The sequence below is a fragment of the Ferruginibacter paludis genome (assembly GCF_030409685.1).
Lineage (GTDB): Bacteria > Bacteroidota > Bacteroidia > Chitinophagales > Chitinophagaceae > Ferruginibacter > Ferruginibacter paludis.
On record NZ_JAUFQJ010000004.1, the window covers coordinates 333,088 to 352,078 of the forward strand.

Sequence of the window (18,991 nt, forward strand, 5' to 3'; positions counted from 1 at the left end):
AAAATGGAGTATGTTGTTGGCAACGCTACCATCCTTCTGTGGCTGGTGCATCTTCCATCCCCGGCCTGGCGCAAGCACTCTTCAAACTGACAGCTCTTGCATCTGGCGCAAGGGTGTAGCGTTGGCAATGTGCGTTGGCTATCCTGGTGCCTTGCTGGCTCAACAAGGTAAATCTTCTTCTTCCCGGCACCGTCTCTTATCCGCATTTGAAGCATAGTTAAGATATTGCGCATATTGAATTACGCTTTGCTAAAATTAAAGTTTACTTCTTTCTTTCAAGCAACGTCTCTCATCGAGTCTTGTTTTTCCAGCAACGTCTCTCAACGGTCCTTTGCAGCATAGCCGAGGATGTTGCGTCTGGCTGATTACGTTCGTTGCTCCGTAGTACGCAACGTCCCTGGCCAGCGCACTGGCTCGGGAGGAGACGTTGCTGGGAAGGGAAATCTTCTTCTTCCCGGCACCGTCTCTCATCCGCATTTGAAGCATAGTTAAGATATTGCGCATATTGAATTACGCTTTGCTAAAATTAAAGTTTACTTCTTCCATTTCCATAAAATTGGTAACCGGATAAATGCCCTGTTCGCCGGTGAGATAGAATTTTGCTGAGCTATGGATGTAGTCAATTGGATTGGCTGCCAGTTGCCATTTACCTGTGCAGGGATTATTATGCGTGTAATTCAGTTTCTGCCATACAAATTCATTGCTGCGACAATCTTTCCAATCGAATGAAGTCTCCCATACTTCGTGTTGCTTATTGTTTGCTTTTCTTATTGGTTCTACATTGGCGGATAACTTTTGCAGCAATTCAACTTCATTGTTTGCTTCCAGGCGTTCAACCATTTTATACGCCATAAATCTTTTGCCATTGCCAACAATGGTGTTAATGCTTTGCTTTGTGTTGATAAAACTTATCAATGCATGCACGTGATTAGGCATTATCACATATCCGTTTATAAAATGCCCTTTTAATTTCAAATGATCAAACCAGTTGTATACAATATCGTAGCCTGCTGTTTTATCAATCAATGAAAGCCATTCATAGCAAGTGAAGGTTATAAAAAACATTCCGCTGTTGTATGGTATGGTGCGCTTAACCGGCATGGAATAAAGATAATGCTGGTTTTATTTAAATCCTATAGAGCGTGGTGGAATTTTAAAGCCAGTTCGTACTATAGAACGTTTTCCAGCAACGTCTCTCAACGGGCCTTTGCAGCATAGTCCGAGGACGTTGCGTCTGGCTTATTACTTTCGTTGCTCCGTAGCACGCAACGTCCCTGGCTAACGCACTGGTTCGGGTGGAGATGTTGCTGGGATGGAGGAGACGTTGCCGAGAGGAAGGGAAGCAGTTTTCATTCGTAAAGTTGCCTTTGAATTATGTAGTCCTTACAAATCACATAGCATTTAAAAGGACAGTTTACAACACCTATCGTTTTATCGTCTTTGTAAATTTTTATTTCATTATTAATTCCCTTGGGCGTTTTCCCAAAGAGCTTACGTGTTAATTTCCTTATGTTATCTTCGTCTCTCTGTCTAATATTCCTGTTGTTTACCGTTGTTCTATCCCAATTTGCTAAAGCAAGACCAAGCTGAAACACTACCAATTCATCATTAGAAAGTTCATATTGCAAGCCAATAACTTTTTGTTCTACACTTTTTACTCTTTTTGTTACAGGAGCCCACCCTTGTTCTCTCTTTTCATTTCCTTCCACCCAAGGAAGAACGTAATCGACAATTTCTTTTAAGTCAGCAACAAGATTTTGCTGTTTCTTTTCAGTCATCAACTGCATGGATGCACTTTCCAAAACGTTACAAAGAATCGATAACTGATTAGGATCTTCATACACCTCGCCAAACAGAAGACCCAAAGATTGACTGAAATTAACACCATAATATACCAAATCAAGTACGGCAAGTAACTTTTGACCATTATGGGTATTAGATCCTTTTATATTAAACTGCGGAAAATGCTTCGAAAATACCGATTCATTATTCGCTAAGTCTTGAATTATGTCATTCCAAAAGAAGATTCCAATTGGAAACTTATTAGCTACGACCCTTTTACCAGAAATTATTCTGACAGCGGACTGAACCTTTGTATCAGACGGAGCTGTAGTCGCAATGTAAAAGGCTTTTAAATCTGGCTTAAAGCTTTCGGTCTTTTCAATTTCCTCTTCGATAGTTTTCATTGTTAATTCTAAATCATAATTCTTGCACTGTACACCAACAATTTGACCAAGGTTATCTTCTCCATATATGTCAACACCATTTTGCGGTTGGCCTTGTCTACCGTGTTTTGTCAAATTAGGACTTGCCCAACGTAGTTTGAAACTACTAAGGCAAATGTCTTCGAATTCATCCCAACTTTTAGGCGTCGGTATGTTTAATGATGATAGTGTAGGCATGTTTTAAAATTACGTAAAACACGTAAAATCTGATACAAGTTTTATAGATTAAAAAAAAAGCAGAATTACAATACGGGAAATTAACGTTATAATATTTTGTATAATTGATATTACAATATGCCCGGAATAAATAATGATCACCTTTACACGTCCCAGCTGAGCATAGCCGAAAACGTTACGTGCTGTATGTCACTGTTAATCGGTCCATAGTGTACACGCCCGATCGACACTTTGGTTCGGGGGAGTATCTAATGCGAAGGAAAAGTTTACACTTACGTGGACTTGATTGTGAAAATGAAATCTTCCATTTTAATTTCAATTTTTTTACCGGCGATTAATTCTTTGGTTTTTAAGTCTGCCTGAATAACTTCCCACAGATTTGTCCCAACTACTGAAACACTATTGTAAACTAATTTGCCATTATTAATTATTAAAGAAAAGTCAAATCCGGAAGGTCGCTTATTACGAGCTGCCTGCTTAAACTGAGCGCCCCCAACACTAAACGATTTGCCTTGGGCAAGGTCTTTCTTCAACAAAATCCGGATATGCAGTAGCTCTTTCTTCCAGCAATCAGTATAGGTCTTCATATTCATGATGCAGTATGTTTTAAAATTCCAGAACGGCTAAAACAAAGCTTGGAATGAAAAGTGTGAGAGGCATTTTTCTAGATACTAATATAGCATTTTTGATTGTTTTTTAAGATCGCTAATTAATATTATTGTTAATAAAATTTTCCAGAATTATTTTATAGCAGTGACATTTTAATTTGAAAATTTTATACCTTCAACTTGGCTTCGCAGAAGCCTGCCGCCCACCGCCGCAAAGTTGTATCAGCACTGCATTGAATTTTATTTGAAAACACTTTTTCTCACATCTGAGAAATGGTTGGTGGGCGACATTTTTCTTGTGGGGACCTAAAAGTATATTTCAAATGAAACATTCGAAACACACCATCGCTTATATTAAGCGCCAAGCAAAAAATTTCAAGAAGCAGCAAGCAATCAGCCATACTCAGGCTTTGGATTTGATTTCTAAGAAACATGGCTATTCAAATTGGAAGCATTGTCACAAGATGCTTAGTCAAAATCCACCCCTTGAGGTTAAAGTCGTAACCAACTTATTCCACGTACCCTTCACAGACTGGTTAAAAAAGCACAAGAATAGAAACTCTCCACTTGGAGATTTGGCAACAGATATGCTTCGCGATAAAGAATGGCCTTCTCATAATTCGTTCCAAGATTACCAAGACTATTTGCATTTTAAAAACGCTTCGATTGGGGCAACAGCAGCTTTAAAAATGGCGTGGAGAACATATATTGCTTATTTGAAAAAAAAGAATTGCCCAGTTTCACGTAAATCGATAGTAGCAAAGCCTTCAATTAAAAATCACGATCTGCGAAAGATTGTAGTTGTTAGAAAAATAACTCCACTCCACTATGCGGAGAGAACCGTTGAAAAATTTGTTCCCGGAGATAAAGCGTGGATATCATGGGATGGGCGAAAGGCTTACCCGGTAACAATTACTAAAGTTGATGAAAGACATTATACATTTAAAATAGAGCGTCCTTTAAAGAATGCAGGTTCCGAACATTTTTTATTTTTGGATGAGGTACGAAGCACTCCAGAGTTGGCATGTATTAATTTTGTCACATCATAAATTCGATAAAGCACCCTCTACGAATAATAGAGGGTGCTTTATAAATATTTATTCTTCAAGTGTTTCAGTCTGCGCCAACGCAGACTCACTTCAGTAAGCCCCTTGCGGCATTATATTGTTACCTCTTTCTCGTCTGGCACAAGGATAGCCAATGACCCTTCCCTGCCCAAAACCCATGGGTCAACGCAGACTTCACATTTTTAGAACGCTCGCGCCAAGTGAGAGAGGAGGAGACGTTGCTGCGCAAGGAACTTAAGTCACAACAGCGTTATATATTTACAGCAAGGCATGCTAAAGCCAACTTGGAGTAAATTATGATTCGGCAGCTATGGAAATCATATCATTTTCAGGATATGGTTTGATCTGCGTTCTTTCAAAATCATCACATAACTGGTTAACAATATCCTGTGTTTCTCTTATAAAAAACTCTCCTAAATCTTTATTCCTTCTAACAAACTTGCGGTAAATTTTTGCAAAATCTTCGTAGATTTCTTCTTCATCAAATGCAGAACCATCATCTTGCATTTTGGCTATTACTCTTATCCCTGCTTCATCTGCTTTTACATACTCAAAGAACTTTTCAATCTTGGCTTCAAAGTCTTTTATCAGTTCCTCAATGGCTTCTTCTTCCTGATTACGTTTTGCAATGACTTTTAGAATATCAAATTTGTACTGCCTATCACCTGAGCCATTTGAGCCACCATTTACCGCAGGTTTGCCTTTCACTTTGTCTTTGTATTCTGCCGGGGCTACAATTCCAATCTTGTTATCAAAGTAAATTTCAACATCATCTATAATTTCATCTTGCTTGTTGATGTTATTATATTCATTGTTGAACCTCCGCCAGAACTGTAAAAAATAATCTTCACTAAATCTTTCTTCTAATTCAATTACAAACTCAATCAGGTTTAGAATATTGAAATACTTGTTAATTGCAGTTTTTAATGCTTTAGCTTCCTTCTTTTTATTGTTTATGAAATCAGCAAAGCCATTTTCAATTTCCAGTATTGCAGAAATATCCAACTGCTTTTTTTCGTACTTCACAAACTTGTCAAAGAAGGCTGTGTAAATATCACATTGCTTTAATTCATTATAGTATATCTCCAATTTTGCTTCATCACCCAAAGGGTCAAAATCACTTACTACTACATTGCTGAAATGCTCAAAGGCTGCCTTTATGTTTTTTACATTCACATTCTTGTAAGAGAAATCTATAATCTTACAATCATTTTTATACTTGGTAGTTCTGTTTACTCTTGAAATGGTTTGAATTGCATTTATTCCGCTAACTTCTTTATCAAGGAATAAGGTTTGTAACTTGGGTTCATCAAAACCAGTTTGCAGTTTATCTACAACGATTATTAAACCATTCTTTTTGATGGCGAAATTCTGCAATACCTTTTCTTCGGATAGCCCTGCATTTAATGAAGTCGCATTTTGCTGGTCTTGTCCATCTGAACTGTAAACAATATAAATCGGTGCATCTTTAAACCTTTCGTATTTTTTCTGCTTTACAATTTCCGCAAAGTATTTATCAATGAATTTCTTGTATTTGATTGCTGCTTTAATTGAGGAAACAGCAAGCATTGCTTTGGCTGTGCCTCTTATCGTATGGTAAACTGTGGTTACTAACCTTTCTACAACAAATTTTGAAATAGCCTCTATTCTGTCAGGATTCTGGTAGATTTTCTTTTTTCTGATTGCATATTTTTTACCCTGTGCATCTATTCCCCTATCTGTATCATCAGGAATTTCTTCATAGCCAGTATCACCTTCAAAGCCTTCTAATTCGTTGTCAGGAATTTCAAAAAACATTTTAGCAGACACCGGAACAATGCCTTTTATCGGATTAAGAATGTAGCCATCTTCAATGGCTTCCCTCATCGTGTAACTATCAAAGGGAACCCAAATTTTTTCTGCCTCAGCATACTTGTTGAACTCTCCAAACCTTGCTAAAGTGTGGTCGCTTGGGGTAGCGGTGAAACCAATAATCAGATTTTTCTTTTGCTGTTGTTTTTTGTAGTCCTTACTGTTATCAAAGCTGGCTTGCAATTCATCAAACAGCGATACCATTTCTTCATGCTGTGTTCCGCTATTACTACGGTGTATTTCGTCTATTAAGAAGGCAATCCGCAAAGATGCCAACTTCATTACAATATCAGGGGCTAATACATCTTTTACAGAGGCAAACTTTTGCAAATTCACAACTACAATCCTTGTATCACTTTTTAAAGCATCAGTAAAAGTCTTTTGGTTGTAAGCCTCCATGAACATACTTTTCTGTATGTTCAAATTGTGCATTTTGGTATCAAGCTGGTCTCTTAATTGTACCCTGTCCACAACCAACATTACTTTATCATAGACATATTCACCGTCTTTGCGAAGGTCTTTGAGTTGCAAGGCAGTCCAACCGATAATATTACTTTTCCCAAACCCTGCTGCATACTGCAAAAGCAATGAGTAAACAGTTTTGTTGTTTTGATACTTCTGCCTTTTTGCAACTAATTCTTCTGCCTGTGCATCACCTAATCCCTTTGCTTTGAGTTCTGACCTTAGTTTATTAATGAAATAGTCTGGCTCTGCTTCATGCTCTAAAAACTCATTTATTTTGCTCATTACTTTATCAGCACCAAACTTTTGTTTTGGTCGTGGGCTGATAAGCCTACCATCATTGTGTTTGTATTCTTTGCCCTTACTATTTTCTTTTTTGATTAACTCCCGTTCAATAAAATTGTAATAGAGTATTTCTTTCTCTACCATCTTTTTATCGTAAAGGGTTTTAAATACTTCTTCAAAGCGTTCAGTTTTTGAACCTGATTTATTCCGCAATGGGTAAGCCTTAAAGTCTTTGAAAACTTTTTTATTATAGTTCTCAAAATCATTAGTGCCGGAACCAACTGTATTTTTTATTTCATCAAACTGGTTGCTGATGTTACGGATTACATAAGTATCGTTTATATCCGTAGATGTGATGTGAATTGCCTTTTCAAAAATCTTTAGAAACTCTTTGCGAATGGTTAGGCTTATGTCGTTACCGTCTGCTATTTCTAAATAAGCCTGTGCAGCTTGCAAATAATCTTTGGCAACTTTCTTTCTTCCGTTATCCCTGGCATTTTGGTTATTGTAATTGCTTTTAAGTTCGCTGTAGCCTAAATAAATTCCATTGAGGAAAAAAGTTAAATCGGGTCTGAAAGAAAATAATTGCTTGCCCTCGTATTTGAATGTGTAAGGTAATTCCTGTACTACTGAAAAGATGTTTTCATCAAATAGTTTGTCCTCATGGGTTTCGCTGCCGCTTGGATAAAACAAATGCAACTTTACACCTTCAAAGGTTACTGACTTATTGCTATTGATGAAGATAGCCATGTTCATTGCTTCTTTGATACGTTGGTTCAGAAACTCCATGAACTTATCAAGCAACTCTTTTTCACTGCTAAATTTGCGTAACAGTTTCTTGTAATTATCCTTGTTGAGTGTTGTGCTGCTAATAAAATGTTTCAAGTCCTCTACAACAAAAAATTGTGAGGACACAGTATTAGCTTTTACTTCTTTGTACTTAAGTCCGTCCTGTCTTTCGGTTAAAAAGTTGACTAAGTATTTATCTTGCAGGTCTAATTCTTTCATGTTCCAGTTACTTTTAGTTTACCTGTTGCCACATCATTAATGAGCGATTTACGAAGTTCTTTAAGCCCTTCTATTTGCCTCGCAATGTTCATAGTTATTTTATCAATCATTTGGGTTTTGGTATCTAAATAGCTTGCTATTTTAATTTGTTCTTCTTGTGAAGGAGGGAACACAATTGTTAAATTATAAAACGTATTCAATCCTAATATTTTCCTTGTGGTACCAGTAGCAGACTTACTAAAATATTCTTGTACAAAATCATTATTGAAGAGGTACTTTTTGAAATTTAAGTGTATTTCTTTTTTAAACTTTAGCCTTAAAATATGATAACTATAAAGTGTATTTTTTAAGTCTTCCATTACAACGGCTGATACACCAATATCCTCAATAGTTTCAGAACTTGGAGTAAATAATACATCTCCTTTCTTTAACTTTTTATATTGTTGCTGAAGTTTATTAGCGCTCACAACCATATAGTTTTCATCATTCCAAATTTCCTTATTAGCATTACCATATACATCTGTATAATTCACCAATCTTACTAGCACTTCATCTCCTTCTATTTTCTTATTTACACTACTTGTTTCAATATCACCCAATGCCTTCAATCTTTCTACAATCCAATGTTCTGGTATTTTACCTATGCATTCAATACCACTTTCTTTTAATGGAATATCTTTTTGCAAACCTTTACGAACTATATTATTGATTAGCTTTCTACTTAACTCTTTGTAATGTGAAATTTTGACTTCTAACAACGAAATTTTCCTGTCAATTGCAGTGCTTTTTTTATTTAGGTAAACAGCAATTGAATTTTGTTCTTGAATTGGTGGAACTGGTGAAAGAATTTGAAAAAAGTCTTTGGGATATAATCTTAGTCTTGAGGATACTATACCTTTAGAATATCTTGTCATTTCCATTATTGAATTAGGAATACGAAATAAATATTCAAAATACTCAGGATTATAATCAACACCTTTTACATTCCGGTAAACATTGTAAGCAGGGCTGCAAATACCATAATACTTTGATGTTCCTAAAGCCCCCATCCATGCCCACATTGTGTTAATTATTAAATCACCTTTTTTGCAAATTTTGTAGCCCTCCATTGTCTCCGCAAAAAACATATTTACGTTCTTCTCACTTCTTAGTGTAACACCAGTAATGTGCGAAACTGTAAGCAATGTTTCTTCTCCTGATTTAGACAATTGAGATACTTCGTAAAAAATATTTTTATTTCGTTTTACTTCCCAGTGCAGCGGCAATGCACCGAACCATGCAACACCTAAATCTTTATATTTATCGTATGCTGTTAAATTCATAGTGCTAAATCGTTTTCAAGAGTGGCTAGTTCCAATTCAAGTTTTTCTAAACCCTTAACAATTGTATCTACATCCCTTTGGATTTCGGGTTTAAAGAAAATTTTATTGAAATTGACTTCTGCACCAATTACATTTTCTAAATATTTAAAAGGTTTGGTAATAAACTTTGCCATAAATTCATCAATCCGCTTTTGGTTTTCTGTTTCATCAGGAGAGTAAGCAATTATTTCATTATCCTTTTGATAATCTGCAGTAAGCTCTGCCGTTAATTCTATGTATGCTTCTTGCTTGGCTGTTGCCTTTTTGTATGAACTTTTAAGCACTATTTTACCACAGCCTAATTCTTTTTGCTTGCCTTTAATTTCTTCGATCAAAGTATCTCTATCACTATCATACCAATATGTTGCTTTGGTGGTGTGTACTCTCAGATTGCCCTCTTTGTAATCTAATGCTGCGATAGTTGGGTTAATATATTTTTCGTAGTAGTCCTGTAACGATGTATACTTTAAATCACCTTGGTTTACAAATTTCAGTATTGTTACTTCTTTAAATTCAGTTGTGCCTTCGTCGTTTGTTTGCACAATTTTAACTGGCTCTAACTTTACCGACTTTACCCTAACTTCTTCCCCTTCTTTATTTGTTTTTACCGGCAGTAAGCTTTCATAGGTTTTTCCATTTTCATCAATATTTGTAAGCATTATTGATTGCTTATTATAATAGAAATTCCATTTGTCAAACACTCTTGCAAATTCGGTATCCCTAAAATCTGCCAATGCTTTTACAATAACAGCCCTATTTTCGAGTTCCATGTATTTGCGTTTCTTACCTCTATTCTTTTTTAGTTGTTTATAAAATTCACTTGCATTAATTATTATAATTTTGTCTTTGCGTTCAGCTGCTTTATTTTTATTGAACACCCACAAATAAGTGTAAATACCTGTGTTGAAAAATTCATCAGTAGGCATTTGAATAATGGCTTCTACAAAATCATTATCAAAAAAATGTTTGCGTATATTGCTTTCTCCGCTGCCAGCATCACCACTAAACAATGTAGAACCATTGTGTACAACAATAGAAAGCCCATCATCTGCCAACTGTGAAATAATATGTTGGGTAAATAGAAATTGTCCGTCTGAAACAGAAGGTAAAGCAATAAACCTTTCGGTGGTATCGTTCTCAATATCCTTTTTGTACCCTTTCCAATCAACACCGTAAGGTGGATTGGCAACTACAATATCAAATTTCTTTTCAATGAATGAAATATTCGTAAGCGTATTACCGTAACGAATATCAGCATCAACCCTAAAACGGCTTTCAATTTTCGCCAATGCAAAAAGACTATCGCTCCAATCTTCACCAAAGGTTTTTGTTGGACGGTTAAAAGTTTTTTTTATTTTATCTTCTACACCAAACAACAAATTACCGCCTCCACATGTGGGGTCGTAAATGGTAAGGAACTTACCATTATCAGCTAATTTGGAAATAATGATTTCAGAAATCAGGGAAATAATATCATCAGGGGTGTACTGCTCTCCGGCTGTTTCTGCGGATATATCAGCCCACTTGCGTTTGATGTGTTCTTCAAGTGTAGTTATCTCTGAATTATTAAATGGCGTTAAATCAATCTCACTCCATGCTTTTACTGTATCAAACAAAATACGCTTCTTTTTCAGTTGTCCGCTCATACCTGATATATCCAAAAACTTTTCTTCTTCTGTTCCTTTATCAACCCCTAACAAATACTTAGTTTCCGGGTCAAAGGCTTTCAGGTAAGCATGAAAATCAACATCAAAAGTTTTATCATTTTTGCAAATGTCTTTAAGAGTTTTATTTTTCCTTACTACGTAATCATTGTAGCCCAATCCCAAATCTTTAAACTCCTCTATGAAGGCATCACTATCATTCTTCCCAAATTCTTTTCCCAGGTTTGTTGCTTCACGAATAAGCCTACTTTCTACCATTATCAGGGCAAAATATGGCATCATAAATTTTGGAAAATCGCTTTGTTTTATACCTGCACCAATTAGCAAATCTGCTGTGCTCCAAACTTGGCTTTCGTATTGTAAAATATTATGTGCCATTATTATTATTATTATTGTTTACCTAGTTGACGCCTTCAAATTATTATTACCGGCGAAAATATGCTCAAAACATCATAATATGTAAAAAACAAACGCATTTAAGTGTATAAATCATTAGTTTTAAGAATCAAAGTACATTTTTTGCATAAATCACACACAATTTGAATTATGATATTGAATTTTTTTATCAAAAACTATAGATCTTTTAAGGACGACGTTACATTCAGTTTGATTGCTGAAGCATCCAAATCAAAAGAAAATAATGTTTTTAACCAGGTCATAGGCAAGGCTGGCGACGAAATAAGATTATTAAACACTGCAATGATATATGGTGCAAATGCTTCTGGTAAATCAAACCTCATAAAGGCAGTATTTGCTATTGTTAATTATATCGGGCATGATAAATTAAAGGTTGGCGAAAGCATTTTGTTATTCAGCCCTTTTAAATTTGATATTGATACAGCTAAAGCGCCAACTGAATTTTATCTGGAATTTATAGGTAATGATACTATCAAATATAAGTACGAAATAAAGTTTGATAATCGAAATGTAATTGAGGAGCAATTGATATATTGGCCACAAAGAAAACCGGTAGTTTTGTTATCAAGAAATCCACCTGATAACAGTCAATCTATAATACATCGAGGGAAAATAAAAGATGGAACCAAATCAAAAACAATAGACGTTTTTCATAATCAAACATTGATGTCGAAGTTTGGCGGAGAAATCACAAACGAAATTATAAACCTTGCATATTTATATATTTCAAAATTGCAATTTATTGATGCATTTAATACAAACCAATCGATAGCTTTACAAAATCAAATTAGCAAACTTGTTTCGAACGATAGTAAATTGCTAGATAAGATTAATGCATTAGTTAAATTAGCCGATACTGGTTTAAATAGTATAAAAGTTCTTGAAAATGACTTGTCAGAGATAGTTAAAGATTTACCCTCGGATATAAGAAAATTAGTGATTGGTGAATATACGCAATTCCAATATTCTATATTTGGAAGACATTCTCTGTTTAACAATTTTAAATTAATAAATTCAAATGAAGAACTCCCTTTTGCTGACGAATCTAATGGAACTAAAGCAATTTTTTCTTTGGGAGGGAAGATGTTAGATGTAATTGAAAATGGCCAAATATTATTCATTGATGAATTAGAAACGAGTTTACATCCTTTTTTATCTAAACTACTAGTATCTCTTTTTCAAAACAAACGAATTAATAAGAAAAATGCACAATTAATATTCACAACACACGATACTAACCTACTGGATAAAACAATGTTTAGAAGAGATCAGATATGGTTTGCGGAGAAAAATGAAATTGGTGCGACTTCTTTGTATTCCTTACAGGATTTTAATGAAGTAAGAGAAGACACGCCTTTTGACAAGTGGTATTTAGCTGGCAAATTTGGTGGTATTCCAAATATTTCTTCCCTGGAAAATTTATATCACCTTGAAGAGAAATCCTAATAAAACTTTACTCATTATTTGTGAAGGTGTAAATACTGAGCCGTTATTTTTCAATTCTATCCTTGAGGAAATTAAGATTGGAACTTATGCCATTGATCCAATAGAAATAACCATTAAGCCAGAACCAAGGATAGTTGAGATTGTTGAGACAAAAAAGTACGAATCTTTTAAGATTGAAAGAAAAAAACAAGTACTACGTAAAGCCATATCAGTTGAGCCTTTTGAACCCAAGGGGCCGCCGCCACTTAAGTGGGTACTTAATGGGCAGGATGAATTAAAAGATGGTACTTACAATGAAGTTTGGGTTGTATTTGATCATGATAATCATCCCGCACGTAAAGAAGCTTTTGAAAAAGCAGGAGAAGAAATAGGAGGAAGAAAGGTCAATATTGCTTTTTCAAGTATGGCATTCGAATATTATTTACTCTTAAATTTTGAGCAAATTTATTTTCCGTTTAATAGAACTGAATGCAGGACTACAGGAAAAAATAAAAAATCAATAGAATGTGGGTCAAACCAAAATTCTCTGGATTGCCAGGGAAAGGAATGTATTAATGGTTATGCATCAAGCAAAGGGTATTGGAATAATTCTAAAGGGGTTACTTCTCTTTTTCCATTAATAAAAACCCGCCTTCAAACTGGCTTTGAGAATTCGGTTTGGCTACGAGCGCAGAGTAATGTTCGAGAAACAGGTATTGAAATTTATAACCGAAATCCGTATGTTAATTCAGACGAACTAATAAAAAGACTTACTGGTAATTCATGGACTTGGTTAAATATTGGTGAAAGCTATAATTTCAGACAAATAGAAATTTCATTAGACGCTGCACAGATGAAATTGGTAAACAATTCTAACGTAACTGAAATAATACCGGCGGCTGCTTTTACAAAGGTTTATTCAAATGGCAAACGTAAAACTTTTGGAGATCGAATGCTTTTATATCCAGGTGACACATTTGTTATAGATTTATTGACAGAAAAATCTTATGAACATCTATATTCTATCTTTTATTTTGAAAACAAAAATCTAATGTTTAGTATCTAATTTTTACTTTGCTAAACTAGTAAACCTAGAGCGATGGGGGGATGCTATTTTTGTTTTGATAACCTACAACCGCTTCCATAAAAGCCCAATAAAGTTATATAGTACAAGAGTGCGACGCCAATGCAGTTGATTAATGAATCAACTGCCCGGACAAAAAAATATTTATACCGCAAACAACCTACTGCTGTTGCTTTGACCAGTTGTCCATCTTTTTTTCCAGCAGGTCGAGCGGCAGGCAGCCGTCTTTGAGTAACTCGTCGTGGAAGTTGGCGAGCTTAAATTTTTCGCCTAACTGGCTTGCGTATTTTGCCCGGAGAGCGCTGATTTTTAAGGCACCGGTTTTGTAACTGAGGGCCTGCCCGGGATAGGCCATGTAGCGTTCTATTTCGGCGGTGGCGCCCTCGGTGCTGATGGCTTCGTTGGCCGTCATGTATTGGATGGCTTGCTCGCGGCTCATCTTACCGGTGTGCATGGCCACGTCTATCACCAGGCGGATGGCACGGTGTATCTCGTCGCCGAGGGCGCCCATGTGCTGGTAAGGGTCGGTATACAACCCCAGCTCCTTGCCGAGACTTTCGCAGTACAGGGCATAGCCCTCGCCATAAGCGCCGTACCAGATAAACTGCCTGAATTTGGGCAGGGCGGCATTTTCGGCCTGCAGCGAACCCTGGTAATGATGACCGGGAATGGCTTCGTGCAAAAACAGGCTTTCCATACCACTGGTGGTGTTAAACTTGGTAGCATCTAAAATGGGGATATAAAAAATACCGGGGCGGGTGCCGTTGGCCAAACCGGGGTAATACTCCGCACTGGCACTGGCGGCACGAAAGGCTTCGGTTTGCCGGATCTCGAATTTGGTTTTGCGCACGCGGCCAAACATGGTTTTTAACCGGAGTAAACGCACAACCGCTTCAATAAGCCCCTCAACGGTAAACAGTACAAGAGTGCGACGCCAATGAAGCTGCACATTGCAACAATGTTGGGACAATACTGTATTTAAAACCTCGCGGTTCGGCAATGATGGGCCGTTGTACGTGAGCAAAAGCTATTTGTATGCAGGATAAAGCCATTTGTTTGCGGGCATTGGCCTGTTGTTTGTCAGCAGAAGTGATTTGTTTGCTGTCAAAAACGTTTTGTACACCGTCAGCAGCTTTTTGTTGTATACTTTTTTTGTTTTGTTAGTATACAGCAGCCTTTTGTTTGTTGTACTTCGGGCTTTGTTAAACAACATAGCCGTTCTGTATGTTGTCAAAAGATTTTTGTTATACAACATAGCCGTTCTGTATGTTATCAAAAGAGTTTTGTTGTTGATCAATGGTCGATAGTAAACAGACAATGGCTAATATTTACTGTTGCGCCGGATTCTTCCGGCGTTCCGGGCGGGCATTCGGACGGTTTTTTACAGTTTGCCGCAAACTATTTTGCAGCAGTTTGTGGAAGTTTGCAGCAGTTTGTGACATGGCTACAATAAATAATACTTCGGCGGGTTATAGCTTATTCCACGCTTTTGTGGGCCTAACCTAAAACTTATTTTTATGAAAATGCCGGGTATTAACACGAGCTTTAGCCGTTTATCGGACGCGGATTTTGAAACCACTGCAAGGCACATTAACACGAGTATGCAGGGCAATGCGAACTTCCCCAACCCTAACCCATCGCTGGCCATTGTTGATGCGGCTGTTACCCGCTACAGCAACGCCCTTGTTGCGGCGAAAGACCTGGGTAAAAACAGTGTGGCGGAAAAAAATGAGAGTCGCCTGGCGCTGGAACAGGTGCAGCGCCTGCTGGGCCTGTACATTATGAATGTGAGCAACGGCAGTATTACGATGCTCACCAGCAGTGGCTACCCGCTGAGCAAGGAACCGGGTAAGGTTTACCTGGAGGCGCCGCAAAACGCGTCGCTCACCAACGGGGTAACAAGTGGCAGCCTGGTGAGCCAGGTGCAGGCGGTAAAGGGTGGCAAGGGCTACAATCATCAGCTGAGTACTGAACCTCCTACTGATGCTACCGTTTGGCAAAACAACCTGAGTACCACCAGCAAGTATGTGTTTACGGATCTGCTACCGGGCAAGCAATACTGGGTAAGGGTGGCGGTGAGCGGCAGCAGGAATCAACTGGTGTATAGTAGCGTGGTTAGTTTGTTTGCGCAGTAAGAAAGCTTAAGGCTTAAGGCGGAAAGCTTAAGGCTGATTTGAGCGGAGGTGTCTCTGCCTGGTTTGGGATTGGTTTGCTTGTTCAGGCTGCCCGCCTGTTTTTTTCTGCTTTGGCTGTTGCAGCTGCGGCTTTGCCTTTTTAATTTTTACTTTTTTCCTTTTTACTTTGCGTGTTGACTATTCAATGTCGTTTAATTTATTAGTCCGGAGAATGATTGAAGCGCCCATTGCAATTTGTTGCTGCTTTTCTATTTGCTGTTTTCGCCTCCTCAGCCGGCGGGCTGCGTAACTGGAACGCTGCTGCTTTTGCTTCTTTCAAAAAAATATGCTGCGCATTTTTTTGAATTCCGGCTGGCCGGAACCGAAGCAAAAGATGCAGCTTATCCAGTTACTGTTTTAAACTCGAAACAGGACTTGTAAACTTCATGCCTTTTTGTAAAGTATTACTATCGGGATAAATTTTAATGGTTTAAGTAAACGACATTGATTGACTATTGCCTACTGCATACTGCCTATTGACTATTGCCTACTGCTTTTTGCTTTCTGCCTTAAGCCTTCAGCTTTCCACCGTCAGTTTAAACATTTCTCTCATAAAGTTTGCATTTTACAAACAAATTAGCTTTATTTATACTTCATTCGTTACCTCTGGGCCGCTTTGCTGTTATTTTATCTAAACCTAAAAAACAATTTTGCGAATGCCTAAACCTTACAAAAAACGTATCCTTAAAACTATTCCTCCTGCTAACGATCCTGCGCCTGTGGCCGATGCGGCATTGCCGAATGATTTACTGACCAATAAAGAAGCTGCATTTTTTTTACGCATCAGCGAACGGTCGCTGAAAATAATCCGTGACGAGGGTAATATAAAATACATCCAGAAACGCCCGAATTGTAAAGTGTTTTTTGATCAGGCGGTGCTGCAACAATATCTCCGGGAAAACCAGCATCTGGGGCGGACCTGAATCCTGTCCCCACAAACGAGTACCCCTGGCCTCGCAGGGTTTGTTACTTTGATACGACGAGCGGGCGCTCTGCCACCTGTAAGGGTGTGGAGCGCCCTTTTTTTGTAGCGGAGATGGAACGCTGATTTTAGCGAAGGATGGAACGCGGATGACACGGATTGGGCGGATGAGGGCAGATTTTTAAGGTGATCATTTTTTTGTCTGAACTGTGATTTATTTGATTGTTGTGATTTTTATGATGTGCGAATTGGGGGAGACTGCATTTTAATCATGTGAATCATAAAATCATAAAAATCATGTTCAGACTGTTGTGGTGATTAGCGGATTGGGGAGGTACTGCATTTTAATCATATTAATCATAAAATCACAAAAATCATGTTCAGACTATTGTGGTGATTAGCGAATCAAGGTGCACTTCATCTTTAATCATGTGCCTCATTAGAAAATACAACACTACATCCCAAATTGGATGCGGATAAAAATAAACCCCGTGCGGAAGCGGGTGCCGGCTTGCATTTGTAGAATCTTTATTGTAAGTTTAAAGTAAGCTGGCTTTGCATTTTTAAAAACCTGGCTGTTCATTTTTTACAAACATTCCATCCTGGTTATTTGGTACTTAAGCCGGGTAAATTCCTTTAAAAAACCAGCCCTTAGTAAAGTATCGTTTCTTAAGTTGTTAAAACCCACTGCTCAACCATTTTACTGTACAAGCCATTGTATGAATCAAACCCCCGAAACAATATACCTCATTTCATTTTCAATGATTGTTGTTATGAAAATCATCTGCTTTATTTTGGGGTATAAAACAATTAAGCTTGGCTACAACCTTATCTCTGCCGGGGTTAAAGGTGAATTTAAATTTTCTTCCAGCTTTGCCGGTTTTAAAGCAGACCTCGCAAGTGTATCGCCCGGACTGTTGTTTGTAGCACTTGGCATTATGCTGATTACCATTGCCATTTACATTAACAAAACAGTAAGTTACTACAATACAAAAAGCAATACTACCATCACTAAAGACTCAACAGCCACGTCCAAAACTACAACGCCGGTGGTGCCTATGAAAAAGGTTGACAGCAATGAATTGAAATCTGTGTTTCACTAATTAAACCAACATGTATGAAACTGCAACACATTACAAAGCCGCTGTTATTTTTTGTTGTGCTGATTGTTTTATTCAGCAAAAACAAAGCGCTTGGCCAGGATACTGCCAGGGCTCAGGATTTTTTAGTTCAGGGAATAACCTCCTTTAACAACAATGATTTTGAAACTGCCTTAACCAGTTTTAAAAACAGTATACACGAAGTACCGGCGGCTTTTACGTATTTCATGCTGGCTGCTGCCAGTTTTAATACCGCCAGTTATCCCGATGCAAAAATGTACGCAAACAAAGCACTTGTTTTTACACCGCCGCCTTTAAAGCCGAACCGCCGGGGCGATGCACGTTATATAAGAAAAGCAGCCGACTCAATGCTGCACCTGCCGGTTGTCGTTGTGCAGGAAACGCATACTAACACAAGTACAGGTGTAACGAGCCAGCCAATGACAATGCGTCCGCGTATTGACATAAAGAGCCCGAAAGGCACTGAAAGCCCTTTAACGGTACATGCGCTTACAACGGGGGCTGCAATGTTGCATGAACCAATGTTAACTGAACGGCAAAATACAATCGTACATTCTACTTTCCATGCTGATTTAGAAAAAAGCGGCCAGGCGACCGAAGGCGATTTTTGGTGGAACGTTTATGATGCAAACACGGCAAGCATTGTTCCGCAAAATGGCGCCAGGTTTTACCTGTTGGGTACCTGCGCTTCGTGCTACGATAATGTAACTTTAGCGCAGCTAAAAGAAAATGAGGCAAAGGGATTGTTTACGGGCAACTCAATTGACAAGCGCTATGTAAATAGCGGAACGCTGATAGCATATATTACAAGAAACCATTTTTATGGCGTAATGAAAATTGAAAGTTTTATTGTGGGGCGTGGTGTAGATATGTCGTTATCATTTAAAACGTTTGCTGCTCAATGACGCCACTCACCACTCAACTCTCACCACTCACCTCTCCACTTACCGTCATAAAAAAGCCGCCTCATTTGTTGAGACGGCGCTTTTATACCATAATCCTGAATGACTATATCTTTGGGAAAACCCTTTTTAATTTTAACTGCGGTGATGTTGTTAGCTGCTTTTCGTTTTCCTCTCTTCGTTCATCATCGCTTGTACAGTATACAAGTCCTAAACTGTGCCAGTAACACAACACATT

At 37.7% G+C, this 18,991-nt stretch carries 15 protein-coding genes; 7 read left to right on the forward strand and 8 right to left on the reverse strand.

Annotation, left to right across the window (positions count from 1 at the left end):
* Window positions 1-25: 25 nt before the first annotated feature.
* The 4 genes from QWZ08_RS07190 to QWZ08_RS07205 all read right to left on the reverse strand — a co-directional run bounded on the left by QWZ08_RS07190 (window position 26) and on the right by QWZ08_RS07205 (window position 2,995).
* The gene (locus tag QWZ08_RS07190; protein ID WP_290336609.1) at window positions 26-190 is read right to left on the reverse strand and encodes a hypothetical protein; all 165 of its coding nucleotides are present in this window, start codon (window positions 188-190) and stop codon (window positions 26-28) included.
* A 320-nt stretch (window positions 191-510) separates the two neighbouring features.
* Window positions 511-1,065: a transposase gene (locus tag QWZ08_RS07195; protein ID WP_290336610.1), complete on the reverse strand. Its 555-nt coding sequence runs from the start codon at window positions 1,063-1,065 to the stop codon at window positions 511-513.
* A gap of 284 nt (window positions 1,066-1,349) precedes the next feature.
* The gene (locus QWZ08_RS07200) at window positions 1,350-2,402 is read right to left on the reverse strand and encodes a hypothetical protein (RefSeq protein WP_290336611.1); all 1,053 of its coding nucleotides are present in this window, start codon (window positions 2,400-2,402) and stop codon (window positions 1,350-1,352) included.
* A 272-nt stretch (window positions 2,403-2,674) separates the two neighbouring features.
* Window positions 2,675-2,995, reverse strand: coding sequence for a hypothetical protein (locus QWZ08_RS07205; RefSeq protein WP_290336612.1), 321 nt, complete (start codon window positions 2,993-2,995; stop codon window positions 2,675-2,677).
* Window positions 2,996-3,333: 338 nt separating this feature from the next.
* On the opposite strand from QWZ08_RS07205, the gene QWZ08_RS07210 reads away from it, so the two are divergent.
* Complete coding sequence (locus tag QWZ08_RS07210; RefSeq protein WP_290336613.1) at window positions 3,334-4,059, forward strand: YozE family protein; 726 nt, start codon at window positions 3,334-3,336, stop codon at window positions 4,057-4,059.
* Between the two features lie 312 nt (window positions 4,060-4,371).
* On the opposite strand, the gene QWZ08_RS07215 is transcribed toward QWZ08_RS07210, so the two are convergent.
* The 3 genes from QWZ08_RS07215 to QWZ08_RS07225 are packed head-to-tail and all read right to left on the reverse strand — an operon-like array spanning window position 4,372 to window position 11,086.
* Window positions 4,372-7,683 carry a DEAD/DEAH box helicase family protein gene (locus QWZ08_RS07215; RefSeq protein ID WP_290336615.1) on the reverse strand — a complete coding sequence of 1,104 codons (3,312 nt, stop codon included), beginning with the start codon at window positions 7,681-7,683 and terminating at the stop codon, window positions 4,372-4,374.
* Window positions 7,680-9,005 (reverse strand): restriction endonuclease subunit S, encoded by a 1,326-nt coding sequence (locus tag QWZ08_RS07220; protein ID WP_290336616.1) that lies wholly within the window; start codon window positions 9,003-9,005, stop codon window positions 7,680-7,682. The genes QWZ08_RS07215 and QWZ08_RS07220 overlap by 4 nt, the downstream gene beginning before the upstream one ends.
* Window positions 9,002-11,086 (reverse strand): HsdM family class I SAM-dependent methyltransferase, encoded by a 2,085-nt coding sequence (locus tag QWZ08_RS07225; protein WP_290336617.1) that lies wholly within the window; start codon window positions 11,084-11,086, stop codon window positions 9,002-9,004. The genes QWZ08_RS07220 and QWZ08_RS07225 overlap by 4 nt, the downstream gene beginning before the upstream one ends.
* A 168-nt stretch (window positions 11,087-11,254) precedes the next feature.
* Between QWZ08_RS07225 and QWZ08_RS07230 the strand changes: the two genes are divergently transcribed.
* Together QWZ08_RS07230 and QWZ08_RS07235 are read left to right on the forward strand one after the other, a co-directional pair.
* Window positions 11,255-12,571, forward strand: coding sequence for an AAA family ATPase (locus QWZ08_RS07230; protein WP_290336618.1), 1,317 nt, complete (start codon window positions 11,255-11,257; stop codon window positions 12,569-12,571).
* Window positions 12,555-13,616 (forward strand): RloB family protein, encoded by a 1,062-nt coding sequence (locus tag QWZ08_RS07235; protein WP_290336619.1) that lies wholly within the window; start codon window positions 12,555-12,557, stop codon window positions 13,614-13,616. Before QWZ08_RS07230 ends, QWZ08_RS07235 begins: the two co-directional genes overlap by 17 nt.
* A 178-nt stretch (window positions 13,617-13,794) precedes the next feature.
* Here QWZ08_RS07235 and QWZ08_RS07240 read toward each other — a convergent pair whose 3' ends face one another.
* Window positions 13,795-14,658, reverse strand: a complete 864-nt coding sequence (locus QWZ08_RS07240) for a DUF885 domain-containing protein (RefSeq protein WP_290336620.1) — start codon at window positions 14,656-14,658, stop codon at window positions 13,795-13,797.
* 493 nt (window positions 14,659-15,151) lie between these two features.
* Here QWZ08_RS07240 and QWZ08_RS07245 point away from each other — a divergent pair, with 493 nt between their 5' ends.
* From QWZ08_RS07245 to QWZ08_RS07260, 4 genes are all read left to right on the forward strand, one after another.
* Window positions 15,152-15,769: a fibronectin type III domain-containing protein gene (locus tag QWZ08_RS07245; protein WP_290336621.1), complete on the forward strand. Its 618-nt coding sequence runs from the start codon at window positions 15,152-15,154 to the stop codon at window positions 15,767-15,769.
* A 695-nt stretch (window positions 15,770-16,464) separates the two neighbouring features.
* Window positions 16,465-16,731, forward strand: a complete 267-nt coding sequence (locus QWZ08_RS07250) for a helix-turn-helix domain-containing protein (protein WP_290336622.1) — start codon at window positions 16,465-16,467, stop codon at window positions 16,729-16,731.
* A 772-nt stretch (window positions 16,732-17,503) separates the two neighbouring features.
* Entirely contained in the window at window positions 17,504-17,833 is a 330-nt protein-coding gene (locus QWZ08_RS07255; RefSeq protein WP_290336623.1) for a hypothetical protein, read from the forward strand.
* A gap of 14 nt (window positions 17,834-17,847) precedes the next feature.
* The gene (locus tag QWZ08_RS07260) at window positions 17,848-18,756 is read left to right on the forward strand and encodes a hypothetical protein (protein ID WP_290336624.1); all 909 of its coding nucleotides are present in this window, start codon (window positions 17,848-17,850) and stop codon (window positions 18,754-18,756) included.
* The last annotated feature ends 235 nt before the right edge of the window (window positions 18,757-18,991 follow it).

Coding starts and splice junctions, on each gene's coding strand:
- QWZ08_RS07225 (WP_290336617.1), bottom strand. CDS start 11,086: ATGGCACATAATATTTTACAATACGAAAGCCAAGTTTGGAGCACAGCA.
- QWZ08_RS07205 (WP_290336612.1), bottom strand. CDS start 2,995: ATGAATATGAAGACCTATACTGATTGCTGGAAGAAAGAGCTACTGCAT.
- QWZ08_RS07195 (WP_290336610.1), bottom strand. CDS start 1,065: ATGTTTTTTATAACCTTCACTTGCTATGAATGGCTTTCATTGATTGAT.
- QWZ08_RS07250 (WP_290336622.1), top strand. CDS start 16,465: ATGCCTAAACCTTACAAAAAACGTATCCTTAAAACTATTCCTCCTGCT.
- QWZ08_RS07230 (WP_290336618.1), top strand. CDS start 11,255: ATGATATTGAATTTTTTTATCAAAAACTATAGATCTTTTAAGGACGAC.
- QWZ08_RS07260 (WP_290336624.1), top strand. CDS start 17,848: ATGAAACTGCAACACATTACAAAGCCGCTGTTATTTTTTGTTGTGCTG.
- QWZ08_RS07200 (WP_290336611.1), bottom strand. CDS start 2,402: ATGCCTACACTATCATCATTAAACATACCGACGCCTAAAAGTTGGGAT.
- QWZ08_RS07245 (WP_290336621.1), top strand. CDS start 15,152: ATGAAAATGCCGGGTATTAACACGAGCTTTAGCCGTTTATCGGACGCG.
- QWZ08_RS07255 (WP_290336623.1), top strand. CDS start 17,504: ATGAAAATCATCTGCTTTATTTTGGGGTATAAAACAATTAAGCTTGGC.
- QWZ08_RS07215 (WP_290336615.1), bottom strand. CDS start 7,683: ATGAAAGAATTAGACCTGCAAGATAAATACTTAGTCAACTTTTTAACC.
- QWZ08_RS07210 (WP_290336613.1), top strand. CDS start 3,334: ATGAAACATTCGAAACACACCATCGCTTATATTAAGCGCCAAGCAAAA.
- QWZ08_RS07220 (WP_290336616.1), bottom strand. CDS start 9,005: ATGAATTTAACAGCATACGATAAATATAAAGATTTAGGTGTTGCATGG.